15 protein-coding genes are annotated in these 13,775 nt (G+C 67.8%); 8 read left to right on the top strand and 7 right to left on the bottom strand.

All coding sequences use genetic code 11. The features are described from left to right. Positions 1 to 6: 6 nt before the first annotated feature. Together MNQ99_RS02535 and MNQ99_RS02540 are read right to left on the bottom strand one after the other, a co-directional pair. Positions 7 to 1,926 carry an FAD-binding monooxygenase gene (locus tag MNQ99_RS02535; RefSeq protein ID WP_241914316.1) on the bottom strand — a complete coding sequence of 640 codons (1,920 nt, stop codon included), beginning with the start codon at positions 1,924 to 1,926 and terminating at the stop codon, positions 7 to 9. 111 nt (positions 1,927 to 2,037) lie between these two features. Further along, positions 2,038 to 2,826 (bottom strand): IclR family transcriptional regulator, encoded by a 789-nt coding sequence (locus tag MNQ99_RS02540; RefSeq protein WP_241915246.1) that lies wholly within the window; start codon positions 2,824 to 2,826, stop codon positions 2,038 to 2,040. Between the two features lie 224 nt (positions 2,827 to 3,050). Here MNQ99_RS02540 and MNQ99_RS02545 point away from each other — a divergent pair, with 224 nt between their 5' ends. Together MNQ99_RS02545 and MNQ99_RS02550 are read left to right on the top strand one after the other, a co-directional pair. Beyond that, on the top strand, positions 3,051 to 3,602 hold the full coding sequence (locus MNQ99_RS02545; RefSeq protein WP_127512335.1) for an acyl-CoA thioesterase: 552 nt from the start codon (positions 3,051 to 3,053) through the stop codon (positions 3,600 to 3,602). Between the two features lie 55 nt (positions 3,603 to 3,657). Continuing rightward, positions 3,658 to 3,846, top strand: coding sequence for a DUF1918 domain-containing protein (locus MNQ99_RS02550; protein ID WP_127512336.1), 189 nt, complete (start codon positions 3,658 to 3,660; stop codon positions 3,844 to 3,846). A gap of 86 nt (positions 3,847 to 3,932) precedes the next feature. Here MNQ99_RS02550 and MNQ99_RS02555 read toward each other — a convergent pair whose 3' ends face one another. After that, entirely contained in the window at positions 3,933 to 4,580 is a 648-nt protein-coding gene (locus MNQ99_RS02555) for an SAM-dependent methyltransferase (RefSeq protein ID WP_241914317.1), read from the bottom strand. Between the two features lie 165 nt (positions 4,581 to 4,745). Here MNQ99_RS02555 and MNQ99_RS02560 point away from each other — a divergent pair, with 165 nt between their 5' ends. The 4 genes from MNQ99_RS02560 (at position 4,746) to MNQ99_RS02575 (ending at position 8,116) form a co-directional block, all read left to right on the top strand. After that, the gene (locus MNQ99_RS02560) at positions 4,746 to 5,732 is read left to right on the top strand and encodes an LLM class flavin-dependent oxidoreductase (protein ID WP_241914318.1); all 987 of its coding nucleotides are present in this window, start codon (positions 4,746 to 4,748) and stop codon (positions 5,730 to 5,732) included. 144 nt (positions 5,733 to 5,876) lie between these two features. Continuing rightward, the gene (locus MNQ99_RS02565; RefSeq protein ID WP_241914319.1) at positions 5,877 to 6,479 is read left to right on the top strand and encodes a biotin transporter BioY; all 603 of its coding nucleotides are present in this window, start codon (positions 5,877 to 5,879) and stop codon (positions 6,477 to 6,479) included. Between the two features lie 471 nt (positions 6,480 to 6,950). Continuing rightward, a complete protein-coding gene (locus tag MNQ99_RS02570; protein ID WP_241914320.1) occupies positions 6,951 to 7,610 on the top strand; it encodes a uracil-DNA glycosylase in 660 nt (219 codons plus the stop codon). 116 nt (positions 7,611 to 7,726) lie between these two features. Further along, positions 7,727 to 8,116, top strand: coding sequence for a DUF1990 family protein (locus tag MNQ99_RS02575; RefSeq protein WP_241914321.1), 390 nt, complete (start codon positions 7,727 to 7,729; stop codon positions 8,114 to 8,116). Between the two features lie 124 nt (positions 8,117 to 8,240). Here MNQ99_RS02575 and MNQ99_RS02580 read toward each other — a convergent pair whose 3' ends face one another. Genes MNQ99_RS02580 through MNQ99_RS02590 form a run of 3 tightly spaced genes read right to left on the bottom strand, consistent with a single transcriptional unit; the run spans position 8,241 to position 10,886 of the window. Continuing rightward, the gene (locus tag MNQ99_RS02580; protein WP_241914322.1) at positions 8,241 to 9,431 is read right to left on the bottom strand and encodes an acetyl-CoA acetyltransferase; all 1,191 of its coding nucleotides are present in this window, start codon (positions 9,429 to 9,431) and stop codon (positions 8,241 to 8,243) included. Next, positions 9,428 to 10,144 (bottom strand): CoA transferase subunit B, encoded by a 717-nt coding sequence (locus MNQ99_RS02585; RefSeq protein WP_241914323.1) that lies wholly within the window; start codon positions 10,142 to 10,144, stop codon positions 9,428 to 9,430. The genes MNQ99_RS02580 and MNQ99_RS02585 overlap by 4 nt, the downstream gene beginning before the upstream one ends. Before the next feature lie 25 nt (positions 10,145 to 10,169). Beyond that, the gene (locus tag MNQ99_RS02590) at positions 10,170 to 10,886 is read right to left on the bottom strand and encodes a CoA transferase subunit A (RefSeq protein ID WP_241914324.1); all 717 of its coding nucleotides are present in this window, start codon (positions 10,884 to 10,886) and stop codon (positions 10,170 to 10,172) included. A gap of 234 nt (positions 10,887 to 11,120) precedes the next feature. On the opposite strand from MNQ99_RS02590, the gene MNQ99_RS02595 reads away from it, so the two are divergent. Further along, complete coding sequence (locus MNQ99_RS02595) at positions 11,121 to 11,912, top strand: IclR family transcriptional regulator (RefSeq protein WP_241915247.1); 792 nt, start codon at positions 11,121 to 11,123, stop codon at positions 11,910 to 11,912. Positions 11,913 to 11,997: 85 nt separating this feature from the next. Further along, positions 11,998 to 13,068 (top strand): Gfo/Idh/MocA family protein, encoded by a 1,071-nt coding sequence (locus MNQ99_RS02600; protein ID WP_241914325.1) that lies wholly within the window; start codon positions 11,998 to 12,000, stop codon positions 13,066 to 13,068. Positions 13,069 to 13,104: 36 nt separating this feature from the next. Here the strand turns inward: MNQ99_RS02600 and MNQ99_RS02605 are convergent, their stop codons facing one another. Then, entirely contained in the window at positions 13,105 to 13,743 is a 639-nt protein-coding gene (locus MNQ99_RS02605; protein WP_127512346.1) for a trimeric intracellular cation channel family protein, read from the bottom strand. Positions 13,744 to 13,775 lie beyond the last annotated feature (32 nt).

Below are 13,775 nucleotides of genomic sequence, written 5' to 3' on the forward strand. Positions count from 1 at the left end.
TGAAGGCTAACCGAGCATGATCCCGGCGAAGAAGTCAGCCAGTTCCCGATGCGCGTCGAGCGGCAGGATGTGGGCGACGTACTGATCTGGGCGGACCACCACCATGGCGCCTTGCTGGCGGTCGATGCCGCGCGAGTCGAAGATGTCCTCGCCGGCCTTCAGGTCGGGAGTGAAGACTTTCTCGTAGTCCTTCAGGCCAAAGGGAGCCTTCTGCGGAAACAGGAAGGATGGCACGTCGTTGGCATCCAGTTCCCGGTGGCCCTGCTGGAAGACGGCGCGGACATCAAAAACGGCATCGGCGTCGGCTCCGGCGGGCGTGTAGCGCCGGACCGGAGAGTCTTCGGATTCGGCCAGGAAACGGCACAGTTCGGCCAGCCGGGAGTCTGCCGCACCGGAGTGGGCGGAGTCGGCGAAGGCGTAGATCCGCCAGCGGCCGTCCGCCTGTGCAACGTGGCCCAACCCCACCGGTTTGGCGTCGGCCAGGCGGACAACCGGGGCCGAGTAGAACCGCTCGCCGATCGGGAAACCCTTGGCCAGATGCTCGTGGGTGTCCTCACCAGTGATCATCGACGGCGTGTAATCGGTGGCGAAGCCAGCGGTAAAGCGGCCGGCCTCAACGAACTGCCGTTCCAACTCGGCTGGTTCCAGGCCTTCGTCGTCGGGCCGGTTCGGGTCCTTCGGGCGGGAACTCACGGTCTTGGACCAGCGGATGTCGAAATCGATTAGTTCCTTGGCCACGGCGTGGCGCTCGCCGGAGTAGGTGTCCAGCAGGGACTCGGGGCTGCGGCCTTCCAAGACAGCCGCGAGCTTCCAGCCCAGGTTGAAGCCGTCCTGCATCGAGACGTTCATGCCCTGGCCCGCCTTGGCGCTGTGTGTGTGGCACGCGTCGCCGGCGATGAAGACGCGCGGGGTGCGCCGGCCACGCTCCTCCGGCACGACGTCGTCGAACCGGTCGGCGATGCGCTGGCCCACCTCGTAGACCGACCACCAGGCGATGTCCTTGACCTCCAGCGTGTAGGGGTGCAGGATCCGCTGAGCCGCCTCGATGATCATTTCGGAAGTGAACCGCTGCCTGGCCTCGCGGTCGGCCGGGTCAAGATCGCCCAAGTCCACGTAGAGCCGGATCAGGTAGCCGCCCTCGCGCGGGATCAGCAGGATGTTGCCATCCTGGGCCGACTGGATGGCGGCCTTGAAGCGGACGTCGGGGAAATCCGTGACGGCCAGGACGTCCGCCACGCCCCAGGCATGGTTGCGGGCGTCGCCGCGCAGTTCCAAGCCCATCGATCTCCGGACCGCGCTGCGGGCGCCGTCGCATCCCACCACGTACTTGGCGCGGACGGTCACCTCTTCCGACGGGTTTTCCGCGTCGGTCCGGCGCATCGTCACCCGCACCGGGTAGTCGCCCGACCCTTCGACCTCGACGCCGGTGACTTCCAGACCGTAGTCCGGTTCCAGCCGGCTGGGGGACTTGCGCATGTGCTCCAGCAGGTAGTCCTGCATCCGGGCCTGGTTGACGATCACGTGCGGATACTCGGACAGCCCGTCCGCAACGTCCTGGACCCGTCCGCTGCGAACAATCCGTGAGCGGTCCTGGTCATCCGGCCGCCAGAACACCGTTTCGTTGACCCAGTAGCCTTCGCGGACCAAGCGCTCGGCCAGGCCGAAGGCGTTGAACATCTCGACCGTCCGGCAGGCCACGCCGTCGGCCTGCCCCAGCGCCAGCGGGCCTTCCCGCCGTTCGACCACACGCGTGGTGATGCCCGGGAACTCGGCCAACTGGGCGGCCAGCACCACCCCGGCCGGTCCGGTGCCGACCACCAGGACATCCACTTCTTCCGGCATGGCGCCCTGGCTGTCCGGGCGGCCTTCAGCAGCCGGCCGGAGTTCAGGATCGCCTGGATGGTAGCCGTCTAGATAAAACTGCATGATGCTCCTGGTGGTCTGTCAGGCCTTGTCCGGGCCCGGGTGTTGTCGCGTCGCATCACATCGTAGTGATCGGCGCCACTGATCAGCCAAGAGATTCTGTCCAGCAGAATACTAGGCGGCGGGCAGTACGCCGTCGGCGTGAAGTTCGCGCAACACAGCTTCGCAGGTGGCATGGAGGGCCTGGATGACCTTCGGCTGCTGGATATCGCCGGCGCGGGACAACGGAGAGCTGATTGATATGGCCAAGGCGGCGGGCCGGCCTGCGGTTGCCAGCGGTGCGCCGACGGCGGCGAGGTCCGCTTCGGTGCGCCCGAGGTTGACGGCATATCCCTGCGTCCGCGCTTCCGCCAGTTCGCGCTGCAGGCCCTCCAGTTCCGCCACCGCGAGGCCGCTGCCGCTTTGTTGTGCCTGCCTGCCGGTGTAGAACTGCGCAACCGTCGGCTCCGGAAGCGTGGCCAGGATGGCTTTGCCGCCGGAGGAGAGATGCGCCGGAAGAACCGTGCCGGTGCGGTTGCCTACCCGGAGCAACTGCGGACCCTCAGCCGTGAACAGATAACGGGCTGTGACGCCGACCCGTTCGACGAGGTTCACGGTTTCACGGACCGAGAGGGCCAGCGTCACAAGGTGCGGGCGGGCGATCGAGACGGCGGTCCGGGCAGGGCCAGCGGCCGTGTCGGCCCGCAGGGCAGGGCCGGCGCAGTAGCGCCGCTGATCATCCTGCAGGGCAAAGCCGCGGTACACCAGCATGGCCATGAGTCGGTGCGCAGTGGACGGAGCCACGTCCAGCGCGTTGGCCGCGTCGGTGATCCGCAGCCAGTCCCGCTCCTGGAGAAGCATGATCAACTGCAGTGCCCGGTCGACGGAGTCCACGGCGTAGCCGGGCTTCTTCACGATGTTCATGTTCTGCACAGCAGAAGTTTAGTCCGGAAGTCTGGAGCGGGAAGGCGTCCGCAAGGGCCCGGGGTGGGCGGTCGAGCAGGGGTGCGCGCAGATCCGTCCACTCGCTGGCCCACCATTCCCGGGTCCACCTTCCGCGAGCCGCCGGACTGCCACCGCAGGCCCGCCGCCTCAAGCGACAGGTTCGGGTGCTGGGCAGCTAAGTTACCACCGGGTAGCATGACGGCATGCACCTGATCATTCGGACCCTGTTGCTGCTTGTCACGGCGCGCCGCCGGCCCGCGCTGGGTATTTGGGATTCGTCCTCTCTGCCCTTGCGCGTGCTGCCCACCGACATCGACATCGCCATGCACGTCAACAACGGGATGTACTTCTCGCTGATGGACCTCGGGCGCTTCGAGCTGATGGTGCGCGCCGGCGTCTGGGACGTCTTCCGCCGCAAGGGCTGGTCGCCGGTGGTCAGTGCGGAGACCATAGCCTTCCGCAAGTCGCTCACACTGGGCCAGCGGTACAACATTGAAACCCGGATCATCGGCTTCGACGACCGGGCCATCTATTTTGAGCAGCGCATGGTTTCCGACGGCGAGATCTACGCCCGCGCCTACATCGCCACCCGGCTGGTGTCTGCGCAGGGGCCGGTCGCTAACGAGGAGATCTTCACGGCAACCGGCCAGCAACCGCCTGCCGATCTGGTGCTGCCCGAATGGCTGCATGAATGGCGGGAGAACAACGCGCTGCCCAGCACCCGTCGTCCGGCTCCGCACCGCTGGGTGCGCTGACTCTGGTCGGCGGCACCTCGTTGCCCTACGCTATGGGGGAGGGAGGTGAGCGGTCATGATCGCAGCACCCGGAGACCGCATCGTCATCAGGGGAAAGACGGTGGAATCCGCGGATCGGCACGGTGAAGTCATCGAGGTCCGCGGCGCCGGCGGCGCCCCGCCTTACTTCGTCAGATTCGACGACGGACACGAGAGCGTGGTCTTCCCAGGCACCGACTGCAGCATCGAGCACGCTGCCAAGTAAGCGCGCGCCGAAGGCCAACGCGATGCCCGGATACACGTGCGCTGCCCGGTTAAGGAGCCCGGCGCAAGGCCAAGCGCCCTGTCTGGCTAAAGAACCAGCCGGCGGGCGCGCAGAACGCTGTCGGTTAGCGTGCCCGGTTCACCGTCGGGGCCCGTGACATCGCGCTCCACCGAGTCCACCGTCTCCAGAATCCAGCCCGAACCGTCGAGCCCAAGCTCAGCGGCGAGTTCGGCCGCGGTGGGTAGCGCCTCCTCCGGCTCAGGATGCCTGGACCACGGCGGAAACGATTCGTGGCCGACGATCAGCAGCTGGCCGCCGGGGGACACAGCGCGAGCTCCCGCTGCGAGGATCGCGTTCCGCGGCAGCTCGACCGGTGAGTGGAGGAACTGCGCACAGACCAGATCGTACTGCTCGCCGGCTGCCCAGCCGGCCAGGTCCTGCCGATGCCATTGGACCCGGTCCGCGACGCCGGCTTCTTCGGCATGCAGTGCCGCCCGCTGCAGTGCGAGCCCGGACATGTCCAGGCCCGTGACCTGCCAGCCTTGTTCGGCGAGCCAGATGGCATCCGCGCCCTCGCCGCATCCCAGTTCCAGCGCCGTGCCGGGGGTCAGTCCGGAGAGTTCGCGGACCAGCATGGCGTTGGGCCGGCCGCTCCAGATCTGGTCCCGCTCCGCGTAAAAGGATTCCCAGAACTCGTCGGGATCCTCCGCATGGCCTTGATGGCGATGTTCCATGCCTGAAGACTTTACGCTGGCAGACCTCCGCGCAGAACGGTCCGGCCACCAGCCACGACCCGCCGAGGGGAGGGGGAAGAAATAAGGCGGGCACCGCCGTCGTTATGCCGAACGTGTGCCCGCGGCAACTACCGTGGGTCATCCCGCAACGAAAGGCCCGCCGGCGTGAACGTACCTCTGTCCATCCTTGACCTGGCAACCATCGGCACCAACGAGACCGTGGGCGAAAGCCTGGCCGGCAGCGTGGCGCTGGCGCAGCGGGCCGAGGAACTGGGATACCGGCGCGTCTGGTACGCCGAGCACCACAACATGGCGTCGATCGCGTCCTCCGCCACCAGCGTGCTGATCGCCCACGTGGCCGCGAACACCAGCACCATCCGGCTGGGCGCCGGCGGCATCATGCTGCCCAACCATGCGCCGCTGACCATCGCCGAGCAGTTCGGCACCCTGGAAGCGCTGCACCCGGGCCGGATCGATCTTGGACTGGGACGCGCGCCGGGCAGCGACCAGAACACCCTGCGGGCGCTGCGCCGCGATCCGATGAGCGCCGATTCCTTCCCGCAGGACGTTCTGGAGCTGCAGGGCTATCTCACCGGACAAACCCGGATCAAGGGCGTGGATGCGACACCGGGCAAGGGCGCCAATGTGCCGCTGTACATCCTGGGCTCCTCATTGTTCGGCGCCAAGCTGGCCGCCGCGCTGGGGCTGCCGTACTCATTCGCCTCGCACTTCGCGCCGAACGCGCTGCAGGACGCGGTGGCCGTCTACCGCCGCGAATTCCAGCCCTCGGAGCAGCTCGCGGAACCGTACGTGATCGCCGGGGTGAATGCCATCGCGGCGGACACCAACGAGGAAGCGCAGGAGCAGTTCCGGATTGTCCGGCGCAGCCGGGTCTCGCTGCTTTTCGGCCGCGACCGGACGTTCACGGACGAGGAAGCCGACCTGATCCTGGACTCACCGCAGGGCCAGCACGTGGAGCAGATGGTCAAGTACTCGGCCGTCGGTACGCCCGATGCCGTGACGGAGTACCTGGAGGGATTCGCCAAGCACGCCGATGCCGACGAGCTGATCGTGGCGTTCCAGGCCCCGACCGTTGCGCAGCGGCTGCGTGCCCTGGAGCTGACCGCGCAGGCCGGAGGCCTTGCCGCCTGAGCCGATGGGGGCGGCTGTCTCGGAGCCGGTGGAGATGGCGTAATCTGCGCCATAAACCGCGATGCCAATCGGGGCTGCCGGTACAGTGGTGCCAGATCCGGATCCGGAGTTTCGCAGGGATAGACCCCTCGAGAAGGAGCAAACATGAGTACAGCCGTCGTCGCACGCCAGGGTGTTCTGGCCGATGCCCTCGTTCCCAGCACCGCCCTGGCCAACACCGCGCTGGTGGTCGGCGGCGCCGGCCTGACCGCCGTGATGGCGCAGCTGGCCGTGCCGCTGTGGCCGGTCCCGATCACGGGCCAGACCCTGGCCGTGCTGCTGGTCGGCAGCACTCTGGGCCCGGTGCGCGGGATGTTGGCGATGGCGTTGTACTGGGTTGCCGGTGTCGCCGGCATGCCGGTGTTCTCCGAGGCGTCTTCCGGCCTGGCCGCAGCCGTCGGCCCGACCGGCGGCTACCTGGTGGGCTTCGTTGCGGCCGCAGGCCTGACCGGCTGGCTGGCCAAGCGCAACTGGGACAAGAAGTTCCTGGGCGCCACGGTCTCCTTCCTGGCCGGCACCGTGATCACCTTCGTCTTCGGCATGGCCTGGCTGTCCATCTCGCTGGGCGCCGATCTGCAGCAGACGCTCGAGTGGGGCCTGTACCCGTTCATCATCGGCGGCATCGTGAAGTCCTTGATCGCGGCCGCCGCCATGCCCGCCGCGTGGAAGCTGGCCGCCCGGCTGCCCAAGGATTCCGCCCGCGCCTAGCGTGTGGGCAGCAGGCTTCGCGCCCGCTGCAGCCTGACAACTTCACAGCACGACGCCGGTGCCCACGCGGGGATTCTTCCTCGCTTTGGGCGCCGGCGTTTGTTGTGCGCGCATGCCACCCCGCGCAACGAGTGGCAAGAAGATGGCATCTGTGCACGTCCGGGATGGCGTTTTCCTGCCCACTCCATCGGATACGATCAAGCAGCGCCCGCCGAGCTAGGGACAGGCTCGCTTGGTCTCCGGAGGCGTTCGCCGAACTGAAGCGACGAGGCAGGATCTCCCGCGGAGTCCGCCGAGGGGCCGTGCGTTCTCGCGGGTTCTCATCGAGTGGCGAAAAGATGCACCGAACACGCCACAACGGGGCCATCTCGCTGCGTTTTTCCGCCACTGGATTGCTGACAATCCCGGAGACAGACTCCGGGTCAGCTGCGGCTCGCTTGTTCTGCGAAGCGGATCGGATACGTTGGGAATGTGACGACGCGCCAAGGGATCCGGGAGTTCGTGGAGCGGCTGGGGAGCTTCGAGACAGGCTCGGTGAGCCGCAACTTCTTCTCCACACAGTTGCCAGAGAACGCGGCCCGCCGGCGCAACGTCACCCGCTACTTTGAGCAGATGCTGGAACGCCGGCCGACCGTCCTGCTGGTCGGGGAGGCCCCGGGCTACCGCGGCATGACCGTTACCGGTGTCCCGTTCACCAACAGGGCGCTGATCTCCGGCAACGACCCTTTCGGCATGTTCGGGCCGGCGAACGGATACGTGATGCCTCCGGAGGTGCTGGCCGTGCCGGCAGAGCCCACCGCCACGGTGATGTGGAACGTGCTGGCCGAACTGGACTTCCTGCCGCTGCTGTGGAGCGCCTATCCGTTCCATCCCCACCAGCCCGGGCGGCCGCAGTCCAACCGCACGCCGTCGGCGCCGGAGATCGCGGCCGGCACGATCTTCTGGCAGGACCTGGCCCGGCTGTTCGGTATCGACTCCGTCGTCGCGGTGGGGAACATCGCGCACCGGAGCGTAACCGCCAGCGGGCTACAAGTGCCCAAGATCCGCCACCCCGCCCACGGCGGCAAGGAACTTTTCCGGCAAGGCCTACAGGACCTGCTGGACGCCGGCGTTATCCGGAGGAACCAATGACCATTCGTAGCTGCGGCCCCGGGCGTGCGGAATGACCAGCCCGCAGCTTCCGGCGTGGCCACCGTCCAACCCCGCGTTCCGCCGGGCGGAAGTTTCAACGGTATTGGGAAGCGGCGATGACCTCCTGGGACCGGGCCACCAAGGAGGTGCTGTGCTGGAAGGTGAAAACCGCGAGCGGGTTCTCAGTGTCCTCTGCGGAACCGGTGCGCCAAGGCGATCGGGTTCTCATCACGGCCAGCCTGCTCGGAGTGAGAATCCTTGAGCCGGTTGAAGTCGTGGCCGTTGTCGAAACCGCCCGCCGGGTGGGGTTCGGCTACCGCACCCGGCCGGGTCATCCGGTCAATGGTGAGGAAGCGTTCATCGTGCACCGGGACGGCGAGGAAGTACATTTCACGGTGCGCTCGCTGACCCGGGCAGCGCCGCAACAGCCGTGGCGGACTCTCTACCCACTGCTTCTGATCGCGCAGCGCATGGCCCGCCGGCGGTATATGCGTGCGCTGCGATAGGCGTTGCGATAGAAAAAGCGGGCGCCCGGGGTTGCGCCAAAAACGACTGTGCGGATCTGGCCCTCCCAGAGATTCCGGACGGGCCAGATCCGCGCAGTCGATGGATGGTGGACTGCGGGTCAGGCTAGACGGCTTCGAGCACGCTGACGTAGTTGGCGATCGCCAGCCCGCCCATGTTGTGCACGGCGGCTCGCCGCGCACCCGCCAGTTGCATGTCCCCGGCGGTGCCGGAGAGCTGCATGGCCGTGACCACGTGCTGCGAGACGCCGGTGGCGCCGACCGGGTGCCCCTTGGCCTTCAGGCCGCCGGACAGGTTCACCGGCAGTTTGCCGCCGCGGTACACCATGCCCTCCTCGATGGCCCGGCGGCCCTCGCCGGCAGCGGTCAGGCCCATGACCTCGTACATGATCAGTTCGGCGATGGTGAAGCAGTCATGTACCTCGGCCAGGTCCAGATCCTCCAAGCCCACACCGGCCATGCCCAGCGCCCGCTGCCACGCAGCCCGGCTGCCGGCGAAGGCCGTGGGATCGCGCTTCTCGGCCGGCATGAAGTCGTTGGCATGGCCGAATCCGGCCAGCCGCACGGCGGCGGCTGCGGCACCGGAACGCGACGCTTCCGTGCTGAGCACCACCGCGGCGGCGCCGTCCGAGACCGGCGAGCAGTCGGTCCGGCGCAGCGGCTCGGCGACCACCGGGTTCTTGTCCGAGACGGTCTGGCAGAACTCCTCGCCCAGGTCCTTGCGCAGCTGGGCGTACGGATTGGCCACGCCGTTGCGGTGGTTCTTCGCCGCGATCGAGCCGAGCACGTCGCCCACGTCGCCGTAGCGCTTCTGGTAGTGCTTGGCGGTTTCGGCAAACAGCCCGGCAAAGCCGGTGGAACTCGGCTTGCCCGCCGCCTCATAATCGGCGCCTAGCAGGGCGGCACCCACCACATCGGCACCGGCGTGGGTCATCTTCTCCGCGCCGATCACCAGCACGTTGCGGGCGGTCCCGGCCAGCAGCGACTTGGCACCCTGCTGCACAGCGGCGGAGCCGGACGCACAGGCGTTCTCCACCCGCGTGGCCGGTACGTTGGCCAGCTCATCGGAGACCTGCAGTGCCAGCGAGGACGCGAAGCCCAGCGGCACCATGCCCGAGTTGAACTGGCCCAGGTAGACCTCGTCGATCTGCCCCGGCTCCAGCCCAGCGTTGGCGATGGCCTCCCGGGCCACGCCAACAATCAGCGACTCCAGCGTCTCATCTGCCAGCTTGCCGAACGGGGAGTGCCCCCAGCCGGTGAGCAGGATGTCCTTGCCGAATTGTTCCCTCAGGCTCATCGGTATGCTCCTTCCAGGGGGCCTTCCAATGCGGCTTCCCGCGCCCCGTCCGGCGCCTCCTCCAACTCGGGCGCGACGGCGAAGTCCGGCTCGGTCTTCTCCCGCACCTCTGCCACGGTGACCCCGGGCGCAAGGCGAACCAAGCGCAGCGAGGGGGCACCGCCGTCGTTCTCAATATCAAAGACCGCCAGGTCCGTGATGATCCGGTCCACCACCCGCACGCCGGTCAGCGGCAGCGAGCACTCGTTGACGATCTTGGGCGTGCCGTCCTTGGCCACGTGCTCGGTCAGCACCAGCACGCGCGGGGTGCCGGCCACCAAGTCCATCGCACCCCCCATGCCCTTGACCATCTTGCCCGGGATGGTCCAGTTGGCCAGGTCGCCGGTGGTGGAGACCTGCATGGCGCCCAGCACGGCGATCTTCACATGGCCGCCGCGGATCATGCCGAAGCTGGTGGCCGAATCGAAGATGGAGCCGCCGGGCAGCACCGTGACGGTCTGCTTGCCGGCATTGATCAGGTCCGCGTCCTCGTCGCCGTCGTACGGGAACGGGCCCATGCCCAGCAACCCGTTCTCGCTCTGCAGCACCACCCGCACGCCGTCGGGCAGGTTGTTGGCCACCAGCGTGGGAATGCCGATGCCGAGGTTGACGTAGTCACCGTCGTTCAGTTCGCTGGCGGCGATGGCCGCCATTTCATCTCGTGTCCAGGCCATGGTTCTCTCCTTCAGGGGTTTGTCTTCAGGCGCCGACGACGGCGGGGCGGGGGCGGACGGTGCGCTGCTCGATGTCCTTGACGCGGCCGGACGCCTGCACCAGCCGCTGCACGTACACGCTTGGGGTGACGATGTGGTTCGGGTCCAGCTGACCCGGTTCCACGATCACCTCGGCCTCGGCAATGGTGACGCGGCCCGCGGTGGCCACCACCGGGTTGAAGTTGCGGGCGGTGTGGCGGTAGATCAGGTTGCCGTCGGTGTCCGCGGTGTGCGCATGGACCAGCGACAGGTCGGCCACGATGCCGCGCTCCTGCACGTACAGCTCGCCGTCGAACTCCTGGTGCGGTTTGCCCTCGGCGATCACCGTGCCGACGCCGGTCTTGGTGTAGAAGGCCGCGATGCCGGCGCCGCCGGCGCGCAGCCGTTCGGCCAGCGTGCCCTGCGGGTTGAACTCGACCTCCAGGGTGCCGGCCAGGAACTGCTGGGCGAACAGCTTGTTTTCGCCCACGTAGGAGGCCAGCACCTTGCGGACCTGCCCGGCTTCGATCAGTACGCCGAGGCCCTTGCCGTCGATGCCCATGTTGTTGGACACCACGGTCAGGTCCTTGACGCCGGAATCACGCACCGCGTCGATCAGGTCCGCGGGGATGCCGGAGAGTCCGAACCCTCCCACCGCAATGGTCATGCCGTCATGCAGCACGCCTGCCAGCGCGGCGGCGGGTCCTGCGGTCAGTTTGGACATCTGCTTCCTCCTCGTTGAGTGCTTTCCCCTGCTGTGGGTCCACTGGTTCTTGCCGTGCTGTCCATCTTGTGGACAGCGTCTACCCCGCAGCCTAAAGGTGTTTCGTAGGTCACGTCAACGAGGCCATTGCTGCCCCATTCACACTGTGGACAGCGCCGGATAGACTGTCCACATTGTGGATTGCTACCGGTAAAGGGCTGCTAGCGAGCACCCGCCGGTCGAGAAGGGAACATGATGCCGGACAAACAAGTGCAAGGCGCCCAGGTGGTCAGCCGGGTGGCCAGGCTGCTGCGGATCGTGGGCCGCGCGCCGGAGGCCGGCGCCGCCCTCGGCGACATTGTGCAGGCGTCAGGCCTGACCCGGCCAACCGTCTACCGGCTGCTGAACTCGCTCGCCGCCGAAGGCCTGCTGGACCACCACACCCAGACCGGCAGCTGGCATCTGGGACCGGAGCTCTACGTGCTCGGCTCGGTGGCCGCCAGCCGGTTCGCCATCGAAGACCTGGCCCGGCCCAGCCTGCAGCGGTTGGCGGACGAGACCGGCGAGAGCGCGTTCCTCTCCATCCGCCGCGGCGACGAGACCGTCTGCCTGGTCCGGGTGGAGGGCAGCTTCCCGGTGCGCTCCTTCGTGCTGCACGAAGGCGTCCGTTTCCCGCTGGGCATCGCCTCCGCGGGGCTGGCCATTATGGCCTTCCTGGAGGCTGAGGAGATTGACCGGTTGCTTGACGACGGCGGTGCTCGGCTGCAGCGGTTCGGACCGGCCCATGCGCCGGAACAGATCCGCAACAACTTGGCGGCGACCCGGGAGCGCGGCTACACGGTCAATCCCGGACTGATCCTGGAAGGCAGCTGGGGGATGGGCGCCGCCGTCTTCGACCGGCAAGGCCGGCCGGCCTGGGCGCTGTCGCTGACCGGCATCGAACAGCGCTTCCGCCCCGACCGGCAGGAGTTCCTGGGCAAGCTGCTGCTCGAGGAAGCGCACAAGCTCACGCAGAAGCTGCGCGAGCAGCCGCACGCCGGCCGGTAGCTCGGACGCAGCCGGCAGCCAGCAGCGGTAGGCTCGGACACAGCCGCCACCTCCGGGTGGCATCGGGAGCACACGAGGAGTACCCATGGCCGAACACCGGCCACTGCGCACCGCCTTGATCGGCTTTGGCCTCTCCGGCCGGGTCTTCCATGCGCCGTTCCTGGAAGCCTCGAGCGGCTATTCGATGGACGCAATCGTGACGTCGAGTCCGGAGCGGGCGGCGCAGGCTGCCGCCGTGCACCCCCGGGCGCGGATTGTGGCGACGGCGGAAGAGCTGTTCGCGGCCCCGGAGCTGCTGGATCTGGTGGTGGTGGCGACTCCGCCGGCCAGCCACTCTCCGCTTGCCGCGGCGGCGCTGGACCGCGGCCTGCATGTGGTGGTGGACAAGCCCTTTGTCCCGGTTTCCACCCAGGGCGAGGACCTCATCGCCAAGGCCCGGCAGGCCGGCGTGGTGCTTTCCGTCTACCAGAACCGGCGCTGGGACGCGGATTTCCTGACCCTGAAGAAGCTGATCGACGGCGGCGAACTGGGCCGGGTGCACACGTTCGAATCACGCTTTGAGCGGTGGAAGCCGGAGGGGCTGCGGGCGTGGAAGGCCACGGCTGACACCGCCGCGGGCGGCGGCATCCTGTTCGACCTGGGCGTTCACCTGATCGATCAGGCGCTCACGCTCTTCGGCCCGGCCGCCACCGTCTACGGCGAGACCGCCCATCACACCTCGGCTGCGGGAGGCGAGCCCGGATCGACGGCCGGGTCCGGCGCGGACGAGGATGCGTTTGTCTCGCTACTGCACGAATCCGGTGTCCGCTCGCGGCTGTCCATGAACCTGATCTCCGCGCTGCCGGCGCCGCGGTTCCACGTCCTCGGCTCGGCCGCGGCCTTCACATCCTGGGGGACAGACGGCCAGGAGGCCGCACTGAACGCGGGTGCCGTGCCCGGGACAGACGGCTACGGCGTGGAACCCGAAGAGCGGTGGGGCACCCTCGGCACACCGGGTGACACCCGCAAGGTCCCGTCCGAGCGCGGCGCCTACCCGGAGTTCTACCGGCAACTGGCCGAGGCCATCAACGACGGCGCGCCCGTTCCGGTGGAGCCGGCGGAGGCCCTCGATGCCATCCGCGTCATCGAGGAGATCCACCGGCAAAACCGGGCCTGAGCACCGCTCGCGGCGGTGCCGGGCAGGGGATCCCCGTCAGTCGTTCCGGTCCGTATACCGCGCCGGCGCGGCGTGCGGAATGTGCCAGCCGTAATGCAGGGAGACGACACGCAGCCCGAACACCACGGCGGCCACGCACATGGCGGCCGCCGTTCCGTAGATCCCGGCGGACCACAACACCACCACCAGCGCCGAGCCCAGCATGGCCGGCACAGCGTAGAGGTCGTCCGGATTGAACAGTTGCGGCACCCGGTTGGCGACGACGTCGCGCAGCACCCCGCCGCCTACGGCTGTGGTCAGACCCAGCAGCGCCGAAGCAACCGGGTTCATGCCCAGACTCAGGGCCTTAACGGTTCCGGTGATGCAGAACAGGGCCAGCCCGCCGGCGTCGAAGATCAACAGCGGACGCTGGAACCGTTGCACGCTGTGGAACAGGAAGAACACCAGCAGCGCGGCCAGCACCGGCGGGACGAAATACAGCGGATTGTTGAAGGCACTGGGGACGGTGCCCAGGATCAGGTCCCGGATGATTCCGCCGCCCAAACCTGCCAGCGTGCCCAGGAACAGCGACCCGATAATGTCGAACTTCCGGCGGGCCGCCAGGATGCAACCGGACATGGCAAAGAAGAAGGTGCCGAAGAGGTCCAGTACCAAGCCGATGGTCATGCCTGCCATCCAATCATTCTTCGCTCCCGTTCACGCCGCGG

Origin of the sequence: Arthrobacter sulfonylureivorans (assembly GCF_022637435.1) — a bacterium.
Lineage (GTDB): Bacteria > Actinomycetota > Actinomycetes > Actinomycetales > Micrococcaceae > Crystallibacter > Crystallibacter sulfonylureivorans.